General features: G+C 64.4%; 18 protein-coding genes. 10 read left to right on the forward strand and 8 right to left on the reverse strand.

Translation table 11 applies throughout. The features are described 5' to 3' along the window. Nucleotides 1-306: 306 nt before the first annotated feature. A complete protein-coding gene (gene cbiB / locus NKH93_RS14130) occupies nucleotides 307-1,278 on the reverse strand; it encodes an adenosylcobinamide-phosphate synthase CbiB (RefSeq protein ID WP_352970636.1) in 972 nt (323 codons plus the stop codon). Here cbiB and cobD point away from each other — a divergent pair. The 3 genes from cobD (at nucleotide 1,277) to NKH93_RS14145 (ending at nucleotide 4,106) form a co-directional block, all read left to right on the forward strand. After that, the gene (gene cobD, locus NKH93_RS14135; RefSeq protein WP_352470258.1) at nucleotides 1,277-2,332 is read left to right on the forward strand and encodes a threonine-phosphate decarboxylase CobD; all 1,056 of its coding nucleotides are present in this window, start codon (nucleotides 1,277-1,279) and stop codon (nucleotides 2,330-2,332) included. The genes cbiB and cobD overlap by 2 nt on opposite strands. Then, entirely contained in the window at nucleotides 2,329-2,832 is a 504-nt protein-coding gene (locus tag NKH93_RS14140) for a tyrosine phosphatase family protein (RefSeq protein ID WP_352970639.1), read from the forward strand. Before cobD ends, NKH93_RS14140 begins: the two co-directional genes overlap by 4 nt. A gap of 119 nt (nucleotides 2,833-2,951) precedes the next feature. Further along, the gene (locus NKH93_RS14145; protein WP_352970640.1) at nucleotides 2,952-4,106 is read left to right on the forward strand and encodes a serine hydrolase domain-containing protein; all 1,155 of its coding nucleotides are present in this window, start codon (nucleotides 2,952-2,954) and stop codon (nucleotides 4,104-4,106) included. Between the two features lie 64 nt (nucleotides 4,107-4,170). Here NKH93_RS14145 and NKH93_RS14150 read toward each other — a convergent pair whose 3' ends face one another. Further along, a complete protein-coding gene (locus tag NKH93_RS14150) occupies nucleotides 4,171-4,974 on the reverse strand; it encodes a creatininase family protein (protein WP_352539639.1) in 804 nt (267 codons plus the stop codon). Nucleotides 4,975-5,031: 57 nt separating this feature from the next. Then, the gene (locus NKH93_RS14155) at nucleotides 5,032-5,415 is read right to left on the reverse strand and encodes a RidA family protein (RefSeq protein WP_352470263.1); all 384 of its coding nucleotides are present in this window, start codon (nucleotides 5,413-5,415) and stop codon (nucleotides 5,032-5,034) included. A gap of 276 nt (nucleotides 5,416-5,691) precedes the next feature. On the opposite strand from NKH93_RS14155, the gene NKH93_RS14160 reads away from it, so the two are divergent. The 6 genes from NKH93_RS14160 to NKH93_RS14185 are packed head-to-tail and all read left to right on the forward strand — an operon-like array spanning nucleotide 5,692 to nucleotide 11,671. Then, the gene (locus NKH93_RS14160; RefSeq protein ID WP_352470264.1) at nucleotides 5,692-6,696 is read left to right on the forward strand and encodes an ABC transporter substrate-binding protein; all 1,005 of its coding nucleotides are present in this window, start codon (nucleotides 5,692-5,694) and stop codon (nucleotides 6,694-6,696) included. A gap of 3 nt (nucleotides 6,697-6,699) precedes the next feature. Continuing rightward, on the forward strand, nucleotides 6,700-7,542 hold the full coding sequence (locus NKH93_RS14165; protein WP_352817066.1) for an ABC transporter ATP-binding protein: 843 nt from the start codon (nucleotides 6,700-6,702) through the stop codon (nucleotides 7,540-7,542). Continuing rightward, a complete protein-coding gene (locus NKH93_RS14170; protein ID WP_352490743.1) occupies nucleotides 7,529-8,380 on the forward strand; it encodes an ABC transporter permease in 852 nt (283 codons plus the stop codon). The genes NKH93_RS14165 and NKH93_RS14170 overlap by 14 nt, the downstream gene beginning before the upstream one ends. Before the next feature lie 17 nt (nucleotides 8,381-8,397). Further along, nucleotides 8,398-9,696 (forward strand): cytosine deaminase, encoded by a 1,299-nt coding sequence (locus tag NKH93_RS14175; RefSeq protein WP_352817191.1) that lies wholly within the window; start codon nucleotides 8,398-8,400, stop codon nucleotides 9,694-9,696. Further along, the gene (locus NKH93_RS14180; RefSeq protein ID WP_502896451.1) at nucleotides 9,693-11,093 is read left to right on the forward strand and encodes an FAD-binding oxidoreductase; all 1,401 of its coding nucleotides are present in this window, start codon (nucleotides 9,693-9,695) and stop codon (nucleotides 11,091-11,093) included. Before NKH93_RS14175 ends, NKH93_RS14180 begins: the two co-directional genes overlap by 4 nt. Next, nucleotides 11,090-11,671, forward strand: coding sequence for an NAD(P)H-dependent oxidoreductase (locus NKH93_RS14185; RefSeq protein WP_352817064.1), 582 nt, complete (start codon nucleotides 11,090-11,092; stop codon nucleotides 11,669-11,671). Before NKH93_RS14180 ends, NKH93_RS14185 begins: the two co-directional genes overlap by 4 nt. 6 nt (nucleotides 11,672-11,677) lie before the next feature. On the opposite strand, the gene NKH93_RS14190 is transcribed toward NKH93_RS14185, so the two are convergent. The 5 genes from NKH93_RS14190 to NKH93_RS14210 all read right to left on the reverse strand — a co-directional run bounded on the left by NKH93_RS14190 (nucleotide 11,678) and on the right by NKH93_RS14210 (nucleotide 19,350). Next, nucleotides 11,678-14,152: a GcvT family protein gene (locus tag NKH93_RS14190; protein ID WP_352817062.1), complete on the reverse strand. Its 2,475-nt coding sequence runs from the start codon at nucleotides 14,150-14,152 to the stop codon at nucleotides 11,678-11,680. After that, nucleotides 14,149-15,330, reverse strand: coding sequence for a pyridoxal phosphate-dependent aminotransferase (locus NKH93_RS14195; RefSeq protein WP_352817059.1), 1,182 nt, complete (start codon nucleotides 15,328-15,330; stop codon nucleotides 14,149-14,151). Before NKH93_RS14195 ends, NKH93_RS14190 begins: the two co-directional genes overlap by 4 nt. Continuing rightward, nucleotides 15,330-16,229, reverse strand: coding sequence for a homocysteine S-methyltransferase family protein (locus NKH93_RS14200; RefSeq protein ID WP_352470270.1), 900 nt, complete (start codon nucleotides 16,227-16,229; stop codon nucleotides 15,330-15,332). The genes NKH93_RS14195 and NKH93_RS14200 overlap by 1 nt, the downstream gene beginning before the upstream one ends. Further along, nucleotides 16,226-18,679 (reverse strand): GcvT family protein, encoded by a 2,454-nt coding sequence (locus NKH93_RS14205; protein ID WP_352970643.1) that lies wholly within the window; start codon nucleotides 18,677-18,679, stop codon nucleotides 16,226-16,228. The genes NKH93_RS14200 and NKH93_RS14205 overlap by 4 nt, the downstream gene beginning before the upstream one ends. Before the next feature lie 77 nt (nucleotides 18,680-18,756). Next, a complete protein-coding gene (locus NKH93_RS14210) occupies nucleotides 18,757-19,350 on the reverse strand; it encodes a helix-turn-helix domain-containing protein (protein WP_352500968.1) in 594 nt (197 codons plus the stop codon). A gap of 270 nt (nucleotides 19,351-19,620) precedes the next feature. Here NKH93_RS14210 and NKH93_RS14215 point away from each other — a divergent pair, with 270 nt between their 5' ends. Further along, nucleotides 19,621-20,319, forward strand: coding sequence for a nitroreductase (locus NKH93_RS14215; protein ID WP_352500967.1), 699 nt, complete (start codon nucleotides 19,621-19,623; stop codon nucleotides 20,317-20,319). Nucleotides 20,320-20,330: the final 11 nt, after the last annotated feature.

The raw sequence follows: 20,330 nt of genomic DNA on the forward strand, positions 1-20,330 counted from the left end.
CCCAATGTTGTGGGCCCCCCCCCCGGCCCCTCGGGGGGTGGTGGGGCCCGCCCCGCGCCCGGAGAGGGGGCTTTCGTAGAGCGCGGTTCCCCTCTCCGTCTCGGCTTCGCCGAGCCACCTCTCCCCACTTTCGTGGGGCGAGGAACCCAAGCTGGAACTAAGCTGCGAACCTTCAAGGCTGAAGGCGCCTTATTTTGTTCTTGCTTTGTGCCGGCAGCTATGCTACTAATTTCGGTATGGTGCTAATTGGCTCCAACGACCCGCCGCATGGTGGGTTTTTTGTTTCCGCTCGATCTCGAGCGCAGATCACGCCAAGATAACAACCATCGCGACCACGCCGAATAGCGCGATCAGCAGTAAGTCGGCGACACGGTAGAGTTTGAGGGCCCGTCGGATGTCGGTGCTCTCGACATCATCGCGCCGGCCGCCTTCGCCCATCAACGCGTCTTCGACCATGACGCCATCGTAGGAACGGGGGCCGGCGAGCGCCAGGCCGAGCGCGCCGGCCATCGCTGCCTCCGGCCAGCCGGCATTGGGCGAGCGGTGTTTTTTCGCATCGCGCCGCACGGCGTGCCAGGCGCCCTTGGCGTCGGCGCCCTTGACCAGGAAAGCGGCGAGTACGATCAGCAGCGCCGTCAGCCGCGACGCCGGCAGATTGATCCAGTCGTCGAAGCGCGCAGCCGTCCAGCCGAAGGCTTCGTGGCGCGGGGTGCGATGGCCGATCATCGAATCGGCGGTGTTGGCGGCCTTGTAGGCGACGCCGCCGGCGAGCCCGCCGATACCGAGCCAGAAGGCCGGAGCGACGACGCCGTCGGAGAAATTCTCGGCCAGGCTTTCGATCGCGGCGCGGCAGACAGCGGCCCTGTCGAGCTTTTCCGGGTCGCGACCGACGATCCGCGAGACGGCAATTCGGCCCATGTCCAGTCCGCCGCTGTCGAGGGCATCGGCGACCGCTTCGACATGCTCGGCCAGGCTCTTCTGCGACAGCAGCGACGTCGCCAGGATTGCGGTGACCAACCAGCCGAGGGGAATGCTCCAAAGCAAGGTTTCGAGCCAGAGGGCGAGGGCGGCCGGCACCAGCACGATCACCAGCAGCGCGAAGACGCCCCAGCCGCCACGATGGGCGTCGGAATCAGTGGCGCGGTTGAGCCTGCGGTCGAGAAAGGATATCAGCCTGCCGAACCAGGTGACGGGATGGCCAATGGCATCGAAGAGCCGGGCCGGGTAGCCGAGTACAAGTTCGATGGCCAGCGACAGGAAAGTGATCAGGATCGGCATGAAGTCTCTTGATGGAGTGACGGCGGCAGTGGACCACGGCGGAAGCCTTGGCCGGGCGAGGGCGCTTTTCCCTCGCGCGCCGCTGCCTTTCGTCGACCTCTCGACCGGGATCAATCCGCACTCCTACCCGCTTTTCGATTTGCCCGCCACCGCCCTGTCGCGATTGCCGGAAACAGCGCGCAGCCGCGACTTGGCTGAACGCGCGGCAAGCGCCTATGGCGCCCCGTCGGCGGCGAATGTCGCAGCGGCGCCCGGCACGCAGATCCTGTTGCCGCGCGTCGCTTCCCTGGTCAGCCCGGGCACGGCGCTGGTGCTCGGGCCGACTTATGCCGAGCATCGGCGGGCAGCGGCGATCGCCGGCCATGCGGCGGCTGAAGTCGATGATTTCGAAGCCCTGGCGGCGGCCGACCTTGCCGTCGTCGTCAATCCCAACAACCCGGACGGGCGCGTCGTCGAGCGCGAAAGATTGCTTCGACTTGCCGGGACATTGCGCGCCAGAGGTGGGCTGCTGGTGGTCGACGAGGCCTTCATGGATGTCGGCCCGCGCAGCGAAAGCCTGGCCGGCGACGTCGACCAGGGCGGCATCGTCGTGCTGCGTTCGTTCGGCAAGTTCTTCGGCCTGGCCGGCCTGCGGCTTGGCTTTGCACTGGCCGATGCGCTGACGGTCGAGCGGCTGGAGGCGCAATTCGGGCCATGGGCGGTTGCCGGGCCGGCGCTCGAATATGGCATAAGGGCGCTTGCCGATACCGGCTGGCAGGCCGGGATGCGGCGCCGTCTGGCCGAGGATGCCGCACGGCTCGATACGCTGTTCGGCCGCTTCGGCGTGCCTGTCGCCGGTGGCACCACGCTGTTCCGCTATATCAGGCTGGCGGGCGCCGCCGGCCTGTTTTCGGTGCTCGGCCAGCGCGGCATCCTGCTTCGGCATTTCGCCGGCCGGCCGGATGTGCTGCGCGCCGGCCTGCCGGGAGCCGACGAAGAATGGCGGCGGCTCGAATCGGCACTTGCCGGCTGGGCCTCGCGGCGCGACGATGGGTCCAAGGAGACTTCGCGATGATCCATGTTTGTTCCCTGGCAAAAATCGAGGAAACGGTGGCAAGGACCGGGGCCGGGCGGCTGCTTTCGCTGCTTGCCGCCGGAACGGAGGTGATGCGACCGGCCTCGATCACCAGGGAAAACCATCTGCATCTGGTCATGCATGACATTGCGGTGGCGCAAGAGGGCATGACCATGCCGGGCGAGGAGCATGTTCTGAACCTGCTCGATTTCGCACGGCAATGGAATCGGTCGCGGCCGCTGGTGGTGCATTGCTATGCCGGCATCAGCCGCTCGACCGCCTCGGCCTACATCATCGCGGCAGCGCTGGCGCCGAAGCGCGACGAGGCCGAGTTGGCCGAGACGCTGCGCGCGCTGTCGCCCACGGCGACACCCAATCCTCGGCTGATCGCAATTGCCGACGCACTGCTCGATCGCAGAGGCCGGATGATCGAAGCGATCCAGGCGATCGGGCGCGGCGCGGATGCTTTCGAAGGCACGCCGTTCGAATTGAAAATCTGAGCCTAAAAACAAATTCCAGGAAAAGTGCGCAGGAGTTCTAGCACACGGCCAAGGGGCGAATGATGATCGGGAGAATTTTGGCCATGGTTGTTGGCGTGGTCTGCGCGACAGGCAGCGCCATGGCCGCGTCCGTGCCGGCTCTCAAGTCGATCGACCTGGCAGCGCTCCAAGCCACTGTCGAGGGTTTGGCCAAGGAACTTATGCTGCCCGGTGCCATGGTTTTGCTCAAGACTCCGCGGGGCAACCTCGTCTTCGGCTACGGTACGACTGAACTGGGTGCCACGAACCCGCCGCGCGCCGATACCCACTTCCGTGCGGCCTCGAACACCAAGACGATGACCGCCGCTGTCATCGTGCAACTGGTGCAGGAGGGGAAACTGAGCTTCGCCGATCTGATCTCGAAATACGTCCAGCGCGTTCCCAACGGCGACGAGATAACCATTCGGCAGCTCATAACAATGCGGAGCGGCCTCCCTAACTTCACCAATGCGCCGGAACTTGCCGAAAGCCTGGACAAGTATCCTTACAGGGTATGGACCGCTGATGAAGTACTCGGCATGGCGTTCAAACGGCCGCCGGACTTCGCGCCGGGTGCCGAATTCGAGTACAACAACACCAACTACTATCTGCTCGGCCTTGTTGCCGAGAAGATCGACGGCAAGCCGCTCTCGACCATCTTCCGGGACCGCCTGTTCGGGCCGCTCGGCATGAAGAACACCGCGTTGCCGCCGAGCACGTCGAACGCCATCCCTGAGCCATACTCAAACGGCTATCTCTATGGCAGTACTTCGTACGCCCTGGCTGATGCGCCCTATCCGGACGACCTCCAGGCTGCGGCCAGGGCGGGAACGCTCAAGCCCAACGACGACACATGGCAGAACCCGTCCGCCTACTTTGCGGCTGGCGGAGTCATCTCCACCGCGGATGACCTCGCGACCTGGATGCGCGCGCTGGTCGGGGGCAAGCTCTTCAATGCCGACTTCCAGCGGCAGTGGCTTGCAAGCCCTGAGGCGCCGGAGCCGGGCGAACCCGCCATGCAAAAATACGGCTATGGCATCCTAACGCTGACTTTCGGGCCTAACGAAATCTACTATCACGAAGGCGAGATGCCCGGTTACCAGTCCTTCATGGGCTACGATCCGGCCAATGATGTCACCCTGGTCATATGGACCAACCTGACTCTCGCGCTCGACGGCCAGGCGACCGCCAACACCTTGATGGTGAAGATACTCGACGAAATCTACACGGTGTCGCCGCTTCAAGACGTGAAGTGAGGATCCTCGCGCCCGAATGGAATCGCCCCTCGTGAGCGAGGCCTGAGGTGGTGGGATCAAACACCTACGCCAACCAATCCGCCAGCTTTGCCTTGCCCACGTCCCTCAGCAGGCCGATGAAGCCGTCGGCCTGATGTTCGGCGGTCAGCCGGCCTTTTTCGGCGGTGGCAATGCTGGCGTCGCCGACCACGCCATTCGGGTTGAGGTCGCTGGCGATCCAGGCGAAGGCGTGCGTTCCGGTGTGGCGCAGCAGCGAAAATTCCTTTTCGGCGCGGGCGACCTTGGACACGAAATTGTCGGCCTTGGCCATGTCGACGAGGTCGGGCCGGAAATGCAGCATCAGCGAGGTCTCGACGTCGCCGCCATGAATGCCGTGGCGGTCCTCGAGCTCGGTGTACATGCCGGCCGGCCGGCCAAAACGCTGCCAGCTGGTCTTTACCGCCAGCATCTTTGCCCGCACGCGCAATTCGCGGGTGATGATGCCCATGATCTCCTCATTGCCGCCATGCGAGTTCACGACAATCAGTTTTCGGACGCCGGCGCGCGCGACCGACAGGCCAAGTTCGGTCCACGCCTCGACCAAGGTCGTCGCCGGCAGGGTGAGGGTGCCCGGCGCATGCAAATGCTCGTTCGACTTGCCTACCGCCTGGACCGGCAGGATGCGGATGTCGAGATCGCCGGGCAGGCGCGCGATCACCGTTTCCAGCATGCCGTTCATGATCGAGGTGTCGGTCGAGACCGGCAGATGCGGGCCGTGCTGCTCAATCGCCGCCAGCGGCAGAACGGCAATGGTCGCCTCAGGATCGACGGTCGCGTATTCGGTGGTCCGGTAGTCACCCCACCATACGCGTTTTTTTGCAGCGGTCATGTCATGCCCTCTTGAACCGACAAGCCCAGACCTAACGCGGGAACGATCGGCTGTCGATCATCCCGCCGCAATGACCTCGATCTCGACCTTGAATTCCGGCCGGGCAAAACCGGACACGATCATCAGCGTCGAGGCCGGCGCCGGGCTGGCAAACAGCCGGTCGCGAACCTCCATATAGGGCCGCAGGAAGGCGCGGTCGGTGACGTAGGTGTTGATGCGGACGATGTCGGACAGGCCGAGCCCGGCCTCGCCGAGAATCGCCGCTATGTTCTGGAAACAAAGCTCGGCCTGTGCGCCGGCCTCCTCGGGGATCTGGTCGTCCGGGGTGATTGCGACTTGGCCCGAACACAGCACCAGCCGCTTGCCGGGCGGCAGTTCGACACCATGGCTGTAGCGGGCGAAGGGCGGCTTGATCGACTTCGGCGTGAGAAATTTGAACATGGCAATCTCCGTTCACGGCAGCCTAAAGCGGGATCGATGCGGGCATCAAGATGGCGGTGCATGTCACGAGGGCGATTGTGGACAGGCGATCAAAAAATAGGCACGATGCCTTTCGTACAGCATGACCCGTCCGGCCTTCGCGCCGCCATTGCTCAGGCGGGCATTGCACAAGCGGGCGGTCCCGGCGCAACGCGCCGGTGGCATGTGTCTTGCTTCTTGAAACAATGGTGTCGAGCCCGACGCGTGACGCGCCGGAGCGAACAAAGGGTGGTGTGGATGTACGGAAAACTCAAGATTTCGGCGGGCGTGATCGTGCTGCTTGGCGCAGGCACGCTTGCCGCGGCAGCGAACGAAAAAGTCACCTTCGGCACCAACTGGCTGGCCGAGCCGGAGCATGGCGGTTACTACCAGGCCGTGGTGGACGGCACCTATGCCGCCTGCGGCATCGACGTGACGATCATGCAGGGCGGCCCACAGGTCAGCGGCCGGCCGCTGCTGCTGGCCGGCAAGATCGATTTTTACATGGGCGGCAACCTGCTGTCGGCCTTCGATGCCGTGCAGCAAGGCATACCGATGCGCGTCGTGGCGGCCGACTTCCAGAAGGACCCGCAGGTCATCATGTCCCATCCCGGGCAGGGGCTGGATAAATGGGAAGACCTGAAGAACGCCGACCAGTACATCCTCGGCGACGAAGGTGCGCAGACCTTCTTCCAGTGGATGGTCACCGACCTCGGCTTCGATGCCGCCAAGCGCGTGCCCTACACCTTCAACCCGGCGCCGTTCATCGCCAACAAGAAGTCGATCCAGCAGGGTTACGTCACCTCGGAGCCATTCGCCGTCCAGAAGCAGGGCGGTTTCACGCCGAACCAGTTTCTGCTGGCCGACTATGGCTGGGACACATATGCAACGACGGTCGAGACCATGCAGGAGACGATCGACAAGCGTCCCGAGGTGGTCCAGTGCTTCGTCGATGGCTCGGCCAAAGGCTGGTACAATTATCTCTACGGTGACAACAAGGCCGCCAACGAGATGATCAAAAAGGAAAATCCGGACATGACGGATGAGCAGATCGCCTTCTCGATCGAGCAGCTGAAGAAGTTCGGCGTGGTCGATTCCGGCGACAGCGAAAAGCTCGGCATCGGCGCCATGACCGATGCGCGCATCCAGAGTTTCTACGACAAGATGATCAAGGCCAAGGTCACGCCGGCGGGCATCGACATCAAGAAGGCCTACACGCTGGCCTTCGTCAACAAGAGCGTCGGGCTCGACCTGAAGAAGTAGGCCGTGAAGCTGGAGAAAGTGGCGCAACAGCCAGGAAGCATACCAGGGCCGACGCTGTTGGCGCTGCGCGGTGTCGGCAAGGTGTTTTCCAACGGCGTCACCGCGCTCAGCAATGTCGAGCTGACGATCCGGGAAGGCGATTTCCTCAGCCTGCTCGGACCGTCCGGCTGCGGCAAGTCGACGGCGCTGCGGCTGATTGCCGGCCTGTCGACGCCGACCTCGGGCGTGCTCGACTGGCGCGGCAGCGGTGCCCTCGAGCGTTCGAATATCGGCGACCGTTCAAATATCGGCTTCGTCTTCCAGGAACCGACGCTGCTGCCCTGGGCCGACGTCTTCGACAATGTCTGGCTGCCGCTGCGGCTGAAGGGCGTGTCGCGTGCCAAGGCGGCGCCGGCGGTGATGGAGATGCTGGCGCGGGTTCACCTGACCGGCTTCGAGAAGGCCGTGCCGCGCGAACTGTCGGGCGGCATGAAGATGCGCGTCTCGATCGCCCGCGCCATGGTAACCAAGCCGCGCATTCTGTTGATGGACGAGCCGTTCGCCGCACTCGACGAGATCACCCGCTTCAAGCTCAACAACGACCTTCTCGAGCTATGGCAGGATGAGCGTTTTACCGTCGTTTTCGTCACCCACAGCGTCTTCGAAAGCGTATTCCTCTCCAACCGCATCGTCGTCATGGCGGCGCGGCCGGGCCGGGTGTTTGCCGAGCTTGCCGTCGATGCATCCTATCCGCGCGACGAGGCGTTTCGCACCTCGCCCGACTATGCCGCGCTCTGCCGCCAGGCATCCGACGTGCTGATCGGCGCCATCAACTCAACTGCCGGACCGCATTATGACGGCCATTGAAGAACCAGTCCTGGCGCTCGACCCGGAGGAGGCGCGCCGCGTCCGCCAGGAGCGCTTCGAGCGCATCGGCAGATGGCTGCTGCCGCTGGCGATCATGATCCTGGCCATCTGGCTGTGGGACCGCATCTGTGTCTGGAACGACATTCCGAAATACATCCTGCCGCGCCCCGGCGTGGTGTTGCAGACGCTGCACGACGATGCCGGGCTGCTGTTCTCCTCGCTGCTGGTGACACTCAGGATCACCTTCTTGAGCCTGCTTCTCGCCGTGGTCGGCGGTGTCGGGCTGGCGGTGCTGTTCGCTCAGTCGAAATGGGTGGAGATGTCGTTCTTTCCGTTCGCCATCGTGCTGCAGGTGACGCCGATCGTCGCGATCTTTCCGCTGATCAATATCTATGTCGACAACCAGACGACGAAGCTTTTGCTTTGCGCCTGGATCGTCGCCTTCTTCCCGATCCTCTCCAACACCACGCTCGGCCTCAATTCCGTCGATCGCAATTTGCGCGACATGTTCAAGCTCAACGGCGCGACCCGCTGGCAGCAATTGCGCTATCTGCGGCTGCCGGCGGCGATGCCTTATTTCCTCGGCGGGCTGAAGATCGCCGGCGGCCTGTCGCTGATCGGCGCGGTGGTGGCAGAGTTCGTCGCCGGGGCCACCGGCCAGTCGTCCGGCCTCGCCTCGCGCATCATCGAGGCCGGCTACCGGCTCAACGCGCCAAGGCTGTTCGCGGCGCTGATCCTGATCTCGCTCACCGGCATCCTGATCTTCCTGGTGCTGTCGCTGATTTCGCATCTCATTTTGCGGCGCTGGCACGAGAGCGCGCTGAGGCAGGAGCGGTGATGGTGAGCAGCGCCGCCTTGATACCGGCTTCTGGTTCCTACCATCTTTCCAACGTCCGGCTTCACGCGTCGCTGACGCCGGGGCTTGCGGCTGCCTTTGACGCCGACGGATTTGCGCTCGCGGACATTGCCGTCGCCGATGGCAAGATCTCCGGGATTACGGCGCATCGATCCAACGCACCGGCGGACGCCACCGACCTCGGCGGCCGCATCGTGCTGCCGTGCTTTGTCGACTGCCACGCCCATATCGACAAAGGCCATATCTGGCCTCGAAAGCCCAACCCGGACGGCACCTTCATGGGCGCGCTGAACGCAACGGGCGCCGACCGGGCGGCGCGCTGGAGCGCCGACGACGTTGCCCGCCGCATGGATTTTTCGCTGCGCTGCGCCTACGCGCACGGCACCAGGGCGCTGCGCACGCATCTCGACAGCGTCGCGCCGCAGGAAGAGATCTCCTGGCCGGTGTTCGAGACGATGCGGGAGAAATGGCGCAGCCGCATCGAGCTGCAGGCGGCCTGCCTGCTCGGCATCGAAGGCGTGCGCGACAGGAAATGGTTCGAGAGGCTGGCCAAGCGGGTGGCTGCCGCCAAGGGTGTCCTCGGGGTCGTCACCTACATGGTGCCGGATCTCGAAGAATTGCTCGACCAGGTGTTCGCGCAGGCGATCAAGCACGGCCTCGACCTCGATTTCCACGCCGACGAGACCGACGATATCGCGGCGATCTCGCTGAAGAAAATCGCCGAAGCCGCCCTTTGGAACGGTTTTGACGGGAACATCCTGGTCGGCCATTGCTGCTCGCTGGCGCGCCAGCCCGATCTCGACGTGCTCGACACCCTGGACAAGGTCGCCAAGGCCGGCCTGGCGGTGGTGTCGCTGCCGATGTGCAATCTCTATCTGCAGGACCGGCGAGGCGACAGGACAACGCCGCGCTGGCGCGGGGTGACGCTGCTGCACGAGATGAAGGCGCGCGGCATTGCCGTCGCCGTCGCCTCCGACAATACGCGCGACCCGTTCTACGCCTATGGCGATCTCGACATGCTGGAGGTCTATCGCATGGCGACGCGCATCCTGCATCTAGACCATCCCGTCGCGGACTGGCCGCAAGCTGTCACCGCAACGCCGGCCAAGGTGATGCGGCTCGATGGTTTCGGCACGCTTGCCGCCGGAGCGCCGGCCGATTTCGTCGTCTTCAGGGGGCGAAGCTGGACGGAATTGCTGTCGCGACCCGAATCGGACCGCATCGTGGTGCGCGACGGCCAGGCGATCGAGCGCCAGCTGCCCGATTATGCCGAACTCGATGATCTGATGGTGGAATGATGGATATTGCGGCGCTCAAGCGCGACCTGGACGGTTTGAAGATCGACGACCATCCGGCGATCGTCCAGCAGAAGAGCCGCGACTTCTACTGGTACAGCCCGGTGCTGAAGCAGCAGCTCGAGCACGTCACCGGCGACCTGATCGTGACGCCGAAAACCGAAGACGAGGTCGTCCGCATTCTCGCCGCCTGCCACCGGCACGGCGTCCCGGTGACGCCGCGCGGCAGTGGCACCGGCAATTACGGGCAGGCGATGCCGCTGTCCGGCGGCGTGGTGCTCAATCTCGCCGAAATGAACGCGGTCAAGACGATCGCCCCCGGCCGTGTCGTCACCGGCCCCGGCGCCGTGCTCGCCGACATCGACAGAGCGACGCGGGCGCATTCCGGCCAGGAGCTCCGCATGTCGCCGTCGACCTACAACACCGCATCGATCGGCGGCTTCGTCGCCGGCGGCTCCGGCGGTATCGGCTCGATCCGCTGGGGCGGACTGCGCGACCTCGGCAACGTCATCCGGCTGAGGACCGTGACGATGGAGGCACAGCCGCGGGTCATGGAGCTCACCGGCGAGGACGTGCTGAAGGTGATGCACGCCTACGGCACCAACGGCATCATCACCGAAGTCGAGATGCCGCTGACCGCCAGCTATGACTGGATCGACGTCATCGTCGGCTTCGACGATTTCATGGATGCGGCCGGCTTCGGCAACGATCTCGCCATCCAGGACGGCATCCTGGCGAAACTGATCACACCGATCGCAGCACCCATCCCCTACGATTACTTCAAGCGCCACCAGCGGTTTTTCCGGCGCGGCCAAAGCATCGTCGTCCTGATGATCGCGCCGCATGCGATGGATGCCTTCCTCGCCTTCACGGCGCGCAGCAAGGGCGAGATCGTCTTCCGCGCCGACAAGGAGGCCGATCTCAAGGGATTGCCGCCGGCCTATGAGGTGACCTGGAACCACACGACGCTGCGTGCCATCCGGGTCGATCCGACGATCACCTATCTGCAGACCCGCTATCCGTCGCCGGACCACCTCGGCCACGTCAAGGCGATGGTCGACCGCTTCGGCGACGAGGTGCCGGCGCATCTCGAATTCATCCGCTTCGACGGCGCAATCGGCATTGCAGGGCTGCCGCTGGTGCGCTTCACCACGGCGGAGCGGCTCGACGAGATCATCCGCATCCACGAGGACAATGGCTGCTGGATCTTCAACCCGCACCGCTACACGCTGGAAGAAGGCGGCATGAAGCGCACCGACGAGGTGCAGCTCGCCTTCAAGCGCGAAACCGACCCGCAAGGGCTGCTCAATCCGGGCAAGATGATCGCCTGGGAAAACCCGGACTATGATTATCGCTCGGGCAAGTCGTTCCTGTTCAAGGGGCTGGAGAAGGCGGGTTGAAAATCCTCGTCCTCTACGCTCATCCGGTGGAGACCAGCTTCAACGCCGATCTGCACCGGACGATCGTCGAGCGGCTGAAAGCGGCCGGCCATGTGGTCGACGATTGCGATCTCTATGCCGAGGGTTTCGATCCCAGGCTGACGCGGGCCGAGCGGCTGTCCTATCACGACGCGCGCAGTGCCGGCGATCCGGCGGCGCCTTATGTCGAGCGCCTGTTGCGGGCCGAGGCGCTGGTGCTGTCGTTTCCGGTGTGGAACTTCGGCTATCCGGCCATTCTGAAAGGCTTTTTCGATCGCGTCTTCCTGCCCGGCGTGTCGTTCAAGCTGGTCGACGGCAAGGTGCAGCCGTCATTGCACAACATCCGCAAGGTGGTCGCGGTCACGACCTATGGCGGCAGCCGGTTCCGAGCCATGCTGATGGGTGACCCGCCGCGCAAGCTGGTCAAGCGGGTGCTGCGTGCGACGATCAAGCCCGGCGGGTCGGTTTCCTACCTTGCGCATTACTCGATGAACCTGTCGACAGAGGGCAGTCGGACGAGGTTCGTGGCGAAGGTCGCGGCCAGGATCGACGCGTTCTGAGGTGCGCTACATCCGCACCCGTTCCGACTTCGGATCGTACATCGGCTTGAGCGAGGCCTCGGCGGCAAAGCGCTCGCCGGCGATCTCGATCTCGTAGGACGACGACAGGACATCCGCCTCGCTCTCGCCCTTGCAAGGCACGTAGCCAAGCCCGATTGCGCCGCCGAGATGATGACCGTAATTGCCCGAGGTGATCGGACCAACGATCTTGCCGTCGCGCAGGATCGCCTCGTTGTGGAAGAGCAGCGGCTCGGTGTCGTTCAGGCGGAACTGCACCAGCCGGCGTGACAGGCCGGTTTCTTTCTTCTTCAGCACCGCATCGCGGCCGAGGAAGTCTCTCTTGGCAGTCTTCACCGCGAAACCCAGCCCGGCCTCCAGCACATTGTCCTCGTCGGTGATGTCGTGGCCGAAATGCCTGAACGCCTTTTCGATTCGGCAGGAATCCAGTGTGTGCAGGCCGCATAGCTTCAGGCCGACGTCGGCGCCGGCTTCTTCTATCGCCTCGAAGACGTGGGCGGCCTGGTCGGTCGAGACATAAAGCTCCCAGCCGAGCTCGCCGACATAGGTGACGCGGTGGGCGCGGGCCAGGCCCATGCCGATTTCGATCTCCTGAAACGTGCCGAACGGATTGTTCCCGTTGGAGAAATCGTTGGGGCTGACCTTTTGGATCAGCTTCCTCGAATCCGGGCCCATCAGGCAAAGCACGGCTTCGGCAGCGGTCACATCGGTGATGACGACGAACTCGTCGGCAAGGTGTTTTCGCAGCCAGGCCAGGTCGCGCTGCAGCGTGGCGCCGGGCACGACGAGCAAGAAGGCTGTTTCGGATAGCCGCGAGACGGTGAGGTCGCTCTCTATGCCGCCGCGCTGGTTGAGCATCTGGGTGTAGACGATCTTGCCCGGCGCCACGTCGATGTCGTTGGCGCAGAGCCTTTGCAGGAAAGCGCAGGCGTCGCGGCCCTCGACGCGGATCTTGCCGAACGAGGTCATGTCGAACAGGCCGACGCCGTTTCGGACCGCCAGATGCTCCTCGCGCTGGTTGTCGAACCAGTTCTGCCGTTTCCAGGAATAGCGGTATTCGCGCTCCTGGCCCTCCCGCGCAAACCAGTTGGCGCGCTCCCAGCCGGCGACCTCGCCGAACACCGCGCCGCGCGCCTTCAGATGTTCGTGCAGCGGCGAACGGCGGACGTTTCGCGAGGTTGCCATCTGCCGGTACGGAAAATGATCGGCATAGAGCAGGCCGAGCGTTTCGGAGACGCGCTCCTTGAGATAGCGGCGGTTCTTCTGGAACGGCTGGGCGCGGCGGATGTCGACCTCCCAGAGGTCGAAGGGCGCCTCGCCGTCATTGATCCATTGCGCCAGCGCCATGCCGGCGCCACCGGAGGAGACGATGCCGATCGAATTGTAGCCGGTCGCCATCCAGTAGCCGGAAAGCTCCGGCGCCTCGCCGAGATAATAGCGATCGTCGGGGGTAAAACTCTCGGGGCCGTTGAAGAAGGTGTGGATGCCGGCGGTGGCCAGCATCGGCATGCGGTTGACGCCCATTTCCAGGATCGGCTCGAAATGGTCCATGTCCTGCGGCAACTGGTCGAAGCAGAAATCCTCGCTTATGCCGTTCATGCCCCAGGGCTTGGCCACCGGCTCGAAAGCGCCGAGCATCATCTTGCCGGCATCTTCCTTGTAGTAGGCGCACTCGTCCGGCACGCGCAGCACCGGCAAGCGGGAAAGCCCGGGGATCGGTTCCGTGACGAGATAGAAATGTTCGCAGGCGTGCAACGGGATGGTGACGCCGTTCCGGGCGCCAAGTTCGCGTGCCCACATGCCGGCGCAGTTGACGACGATATCGGCCTCGATCAGGCCTTGCTCGTCGCCCTGCGCCCAGGAAACGCCGGTGACGCGGCCGGCCCTGGTATGCACCTTGGTCACCTTGACGTTCTCGACGATCGTCGCCCCGCGCTGGCGCGCGCCCTTGGCCAACGCCATGGCGATATTGGCCGGGTCGCACTGACCGTCGAGCGGCAGATGCACGGCGCCGACCACATCGGAAACATTGAGATGCGGGTACATCTGCTTGACTTCGTTGGGCGAAATCTCGCGCACGTCGACATCGAAGGCGCGGGCGAGAGATGCCTGCCGATAGATCTCGTGCTTGCGCTCCTCGGTCAACGCCACCGTGATCGAGCCGACCTGGCGCATGCCGGTGCCGACATCGGTCTCGGCCTCCAGCTTGACGTAGAGGTCGGCCGAGTATTTCGCCAGCCGCGTCATGTTCTGCGAGCCGCGCAGCTGGCCGATCAGGCCGGCGGCGTGCCATGTCGTGCCCGACGTCAGCTGCTTGCGCTCGAGCAGCACGATATCGGTCCAGCCGAGCTTGGCCAGATGATAGGCGACCGAGCAGCCGGAGACGCCGCCACCGATGATGACCGCCCGCGCTTTGGGAGGAATGGCCTTGGTCGGAATGGTTTTGGTGGGCGGGGCGTTCATGCGGCCTCGCGACCATAGCTGGAGGCGAAGCGGCGCAGGCGCGTGGCAGCCTCCATCAGCACCGGCTCAGGCTGGCAGAGGCTGAAGCGGACGTGGCCGGCTGCAGCCTCGCCGAAGCTCGAGCCGGGCATGACGCCGACCTTTTCCTGGTCGAGGAAGGCCCAGGCGAATTTTTCGTCGTCCGGCTCGATCGCCGATATGTCGAGCATGACGTACATGCCGCCTTCGGAGCCGCGCACGGTGATGTTGTTCATACCGCGCATGGCATCGAGGACGACGGTGCGCCTCGCGGCGTAGCGCTCGGCGATCTCCTTGACGCCGTAGCCATTTTCGAGCGCCTCGGCGCAGGCGAGGCTGATGAAGGCCGGCAGGCCGTAGGTCATCACCAGATTGAGGTCGGTCAGCAGCGAGACCATCGGTTCCGGCCCGGTCAGCCAGCCCATGCGCCAGCCGGTCATGCCGTGGCTCTTGGACATCGAATTGATGACCAGCGTGCGTTCCGCCATGCCGGGCAGCGAGCGTGGTGAGACGTGCTCGCCGCCGCCCAGCGTCCAGTAGACCTCGTCCGACAGCAGCCAGAGGTCATGTTCGCGGCAGATCTGCGCCAGCTCTTCCAGGCGCTCGCGCGAATAGACGGCGCCCGTGGGATTGTTCGGCGTGTTGATCAGGATGGCGCGGGTGTTCGGCCGAAGGGCGGCGCGAATGTCGGCGGCGCGCGGCTGAAAGCCATCCTCGGCGGGGGTCTCGACGACGCTGAACTCGGCGCCCGCCGCACTGAAGGTGTTGGGATAGGTGGCGTAATAGGGCGCGACGACGATGGCATGGTCGCCCTGGTCGAGAACCGCTTGTATGGCCGCGTAAAGCGCGGCCTGCCCGCCCGGGGTGGCGATGACCTGGTCGGGATTTGTCGCAACCCCGGTGCACCGCGTCGAGGCCGCCGCCATCGCCTTGCGCAGGCGCGGAACGCCGGCAAGCGGGGTGTAGTGGTGATTGCTGGCGCGAACCGCCGTCACGCAGGCTTCGATCGTCTCGCTCGGCGTGTCGAAATCATGGTCGCCGACCGACAGCATGATGATGTCCTCGCCGGCCTGCTTGCGCGCCCAGGCAGCGGAATGAACCTCCCAGCCATCCTTGCCCGAAGGCACGATGCCGGAAATGCGCGAAGATGGCTTGGGCATTATGCTGCTCCCGAAATTTCATAACCGGCCTGTTCGAGCCGGTCGCGCAGCGCGGCGATGTGGGCCGGTCCGACTTCGCAGCAGCCGCCGACGATGCCGGCGCCGGCCTCGACCCAATCGACCGCCTGGCCGGCATAGGCATCCGGATCGAGGTCGTGGCGGGCGTGCAGCACTTCCACCGTACCGCCATGCTTGAGCGCCTCAATCGAGGTGAAGCCGTTGGCATAAGCGCCGACCGGACCGCCGAGAGCGATCAGTTCGGGCAGCGCTGCAGCGATCGCTTCGGGCCGGCAGCAATTGATCAGCCGGGCCGCGACGGGCAGGCCGGCAAGAGCGCCCGCCGCCGCCGCAATGGCTTCGCCGCTGCGCAGGCGCGGCGTGCCGTGGTCGGCAAGCGTCCACGACACCCATACGGGCTTGCCGCTTTCCGACGCCGCGGTGACGGCGGCGCGCGCCTCTTCGGCCGACGCCATGGTTTCGCACAGAAACAGATCGACGCCGCCCGCCTGCTCGGCAACGATACGGCGATAGATGTCGAGCGTATCCTGGAAGGATATCGTCAGCGCCGGCGCATAGCTGCCGAACAGCGGCGACAGGCAGCCGGCGATCGCCGCGTCGCCAGCCTGGTCGCGGGCTTGCCTTGCCAGTTCGATGCCGCGCTTCTGCAGGGGCTTGAACAGCTCTTGCGCGCCTTCGCGTGCCAGCCGCTCCGGCGTGGCTGAATAGGTGTTGATGGTGATGACGCGGGCGCCGGCGCGGATGAATTCCGCATGCAGGTCGCGCACCAGATCCGGTTCGTCGATCAGAACCCTGGCCGACCACAGCGGCGTCGGCTCGGAGCTGCTGCGGCGGACCAGCTCCTGGCCCATGCCGCCATCGGTTAGGATGACAGTCTTCATGCTCTGAGCCTTTCGTTCTTCGGATCCCATAACGGCTCATCCTTCTGCACGATCGCCCGAAAACGTTCGCCGAAGATCTCGACCTCGACCGCGGTTCCCGGCTCGGTGAGGTCGGCGCGCAGCATGCCGAGCGCGATCGACTTGTCGATGCGATGACCCCAACCGCCGGATGTCGTCTCGCCGACGATCCGGCCGTCATGCCACAGCGTCGACATGTAGGGCGCATCGCAGTCGCCGGGGTTTTCGACGACCAGCGTGACGAAGCGCCTCTTGATGCCCTGCTGCTTCTCGTTCTGCAGCGCCGCCTTGCCGCGGAAGTCGGGCTTATCCCATCTGACGAAGCGCTCCAGCCCGCCCTGCAGGATCGAATAGTCGGTCGACAGGTCGCCCTTCCAGGTGCGGTAACCTTTTTCGAGCCGCAGCGAATCCAGCGCGTACATGCCGAACGGTTTCAGGCTGTGCTTCTGGCCGGCTGCCCAGAGGGCGTCGAAGATGGCTGCGGTATCGTCGACCTTGCTGTGGACTTCCCAGCCGAGCTCGCCCGCGAAGGATACGCGCACCAGCTTTGCCCAACGTCCGGCGATACTGGTTTCCTGATGCGTCAGCCAGGGCAGGGTGAGGTCGGCCGCGCAGAGTTCGGCGAGGATTTTTCGCGAGTTGGGGCCGGCGAGGATCTGGGTGGAGTATTCCTCCGTCCGGTCGACCAGCTTGAAAGTGGCGTCCTTCGGGATGCGCGATTTCAGCCATTCGAAATCATGCCACTGAGCCACCGCGGCGGTGATCAGCGTCATCAGGTTCTCGTCGTGGCGGACCACCGACATTTCGGTGACGATGCGGCCCTTGTCGTCGGCAAAATAGACGAGGCCGATGCGGCCGGGTTTCGGCACCAGGCCTGTCACCTGGAGGCTCAGCCATTCGGCGGCACCCGGACCATCGAGATTGAAACGGGAAAACCCCGGCAGGTCCAGAATGCCGGCGGCATCGCGCACGGCGAGGCATTCCTCGCGCGCACGATGCTGCCACGGCCCGTCGCGGCGGAAGGTCAGCGTGGATTGTTCGGAGATGTCGTCGCCTGGCTTCGCATACCAGGTGGCGCGTTCCCAGCCATTATAGGCGTCGAACCGGGCGCCGAGTGCCTTGATGCGGTCGTGGAGCGGCGACAGCTTGCGGTCGCGCCCGGCCGGCCAGGCATGGCGCGGGAACTGGATGGCATATTCGTTGTCATAGATCTCCATGCCCTTGGCGACGCAATAATCCGGGGCCGAGGCAAAGGCGGTGAAACGGCGCGGATCGCACGACCACATGTCCCATTCGGTCTGGCCCTCGGTCACCCATTCGGCCAGCACCTTGCCGGCGCCGCCGCCCTGGGCGATGCCGAAGGTGAAGACGCAGGCCTCGAAGGCGTTGGGCGCGCCGGGCATCGGGCCGATCAGCGGGTTGCCGTCCGGCGCATAGGGGATCGGCCCGTTGATGACCTTGGACAGGCCGGCGGTGCCGAGGATCGGCACGCGGGCGACAGCATCGGCCAGGTAATGTTCCAGCCGGTCGAGATCGTCGGGAAACAGCTGGAACGAAAAGTCGTCGGGCATTGGGTCGTTGTGGCCGACCCAGTGGGCGCGGCAATTGCGCTCATAGGGGCCGAGATTCATGCCGTTCTTTTCCTGGCGCAGATAATAGGACGTATCGACGTCGCGCAGCAGCGGCAGCTTCTTGCCCTGCTCCTTCGACCATGCGGCCAGTTCGGGGATTTCCTCAAACAGGATGTATTGATGGCTCATCACCATCATCGGCACCTCGCGGCCGAACATCCTGCCGACCTCGGCGGCGCGGTAGCCGGCGGCGTTGACGACGATCTCGCAGCGGATCTCGCCTTGCGTTGTCTCGACCACCCACTCGTCGTTGTCGCGGCGCACGCCGGTGACCGGACAGAAGCGGATGATCTTCGCGCCCATGTCACGCGCGCCCTTGGCCAGTGCCTGGGTCAATTGCGCTGGATCGATATCGCCATCATTCGGATCGTAGAGCGCGCCTTTCAGCTCATGCGTCTCGATGAAGGGGTAACGGCGCTTGATCTCGTCGAGCCCGACCACGTCGATATCCATGCCCTGGTAACGGCCCATGCCCTTGGCGCGCTGGAATTCCTGCATGCGCTCCGCGCTATGGGCTAGCCTGAGCGAGCCGGTGACGTGGTAGTTCATGGGATAGCCGACCTCGTCGGCCAGCCGGCGATAGAGCTCGGTCGAATAACGCTGCATGTTCATCAGCGACCATGACGAGGAGAAAGTCGGCACGTTGCCGGCGGCATGCCAGGTCGAGCCGGAAGTCAGCTCGTTCTTCTCCAGAAGCACGCAGTCGGTCCAGCCCGCTTTGGCGAGATGATAGAGCGAGGAGGCGCCGACGGCACCGCCTCCGATGATCACCACGCGTGCCGTGGTCGGCAAACCGGCCATGTTCTTCTCCGACTATTTGTTTTGATGCATGTCGTTGTCCCAAAACCGCCACGCACTTTTGGGCGACATGCATTCGTTCAATAGACGGGCGGCGAAACCACCCAGATCACCACAGCCGGTTCCGCTCCAGGATTGCGCCAGCGGAACGGCTTGCCGTCGAAGCGGAAGGAATCGCCTTCGCCAAGCCGGTGCCACACGCCGGCAATTTCGATGTCGAAACTGCCGGAAGCGACGTAGCCGGCTTCCTCGGTCGGCCGGCGCGACTCGGTCTGCAGCTCGGCACCCGGGGCGAAGACCGAACGCAGCATCTCGAAGCTACCGCCGAGATCGGGCGACAGAAGCTCCTCCACCAGGCCGGAATCGCTTGTGCCAAGCGTGCGCCGGTTGCCGGCGCGCACGACCACGCCGCGCTCGGTCTCGACAGGTACGTCATGGCTGAAGAACAGGCTGACCGGCACGCCGAACAATTCGGCGAAGGCCCTGAGATCGCCGAGCGACGGGACCGACAGACCGCGCTCGACCTGGCTGACCCAGCCGACGGAACGGCCGAGCTTCAGTGCGATTTCGGCAAGCGTCAGGCCGCGCGCCTTGCGCAACGCGCGAATGTCGCCGGCCAGCAGCCGTTCGCCGCTGTCCTGTTCCGATCTGGCGGCGGTTGAGGGCAAAGCCATCCCTGTCTTGGTGAAAAATTCCCAGCAAATTTCATTTGATGGCGGGTTCATGAAAAAATCAAGAGGATTTTCACGAAATCACAAGATTTACTTGCGCCATTTTGACGGTTCGGGCAAAGGCTCGGCGCACGAGCGGCGAGTGGGGCGTCCGGTCGAGGCGGGTAGGCTATCGGGCGTTCAAAAAGACGCGCAAGGATGCTCCATCACTTCTAGTCGGCGCATGATCCTTCCGGAAAATCGGGTTCGGGATCATACGCAAAAGGACGGCCCATGCTGGAAAACAACTCCCGGATTGCGGCGGCGATCGTCGATGACGCGATCACCTCGCGGCGGTCGGTACGCGCCTTCTTGCCCGATATGGTCGACGACGAGACCATCCGCGATATTCTCGCCGTTTCCGCGCGCGCGCCCTCAGGCACCAATATGCAACCCTGGAAGGTCTATGTGACCAAGGGCGAGGTCAAGCAGCGCATCACCGACGCCATCCTCAGCTCGGGCATCCGCGCCGAAAAGGCCGAGTGGGACGAGTACCGCTACTATCCCGACCAGTTCTTCGAACCCTATCTGACGCGACGGCGCGCCAACGGCTTCGGCCTCTACGGCGTGCTCGGCATTGGCCGGCGCGAGGTCGACAGGATGCGTGCGCAGCACGACCGCAACTTCGTCTTCTTCGATGCGCCTGTCGGCATGATCTTCACCGTCGACCGGCGGCTGAACAAGGGGTCGTGGATCGACTACGGCATGTTCCTGCAAAACATCATGGTCGCCGCGCGGGGCAGGGGCCTGCACACCTGTCCGCAAGCCGCCTTCGCGCCCTATCACCGGCAGATCAGGCCGGTGCTCAACATTCCCGACGAGGAGATCGTCGTCTGCGGCATGGCGCTCGGCCATGAGGATACGTCCAAGCCCGAAAATGCCTTCCGCACCGACCGCGCGCCGCTGGAAGAGTGGGTGACGTTCGCGGAGTGACGTGAAGCGCC

The sequence above is a fragment of the Mesorhizobium sp. M0954 genome (assembly GCF_040319155.1).
In the GTDB taxonomy this organism is placed as follows: domain Bacteria; phylum Pseudomonadota; class Alphaproteobacteria; order Rhizobiales; family Rhizobiaceae; genus Mesorhizobium.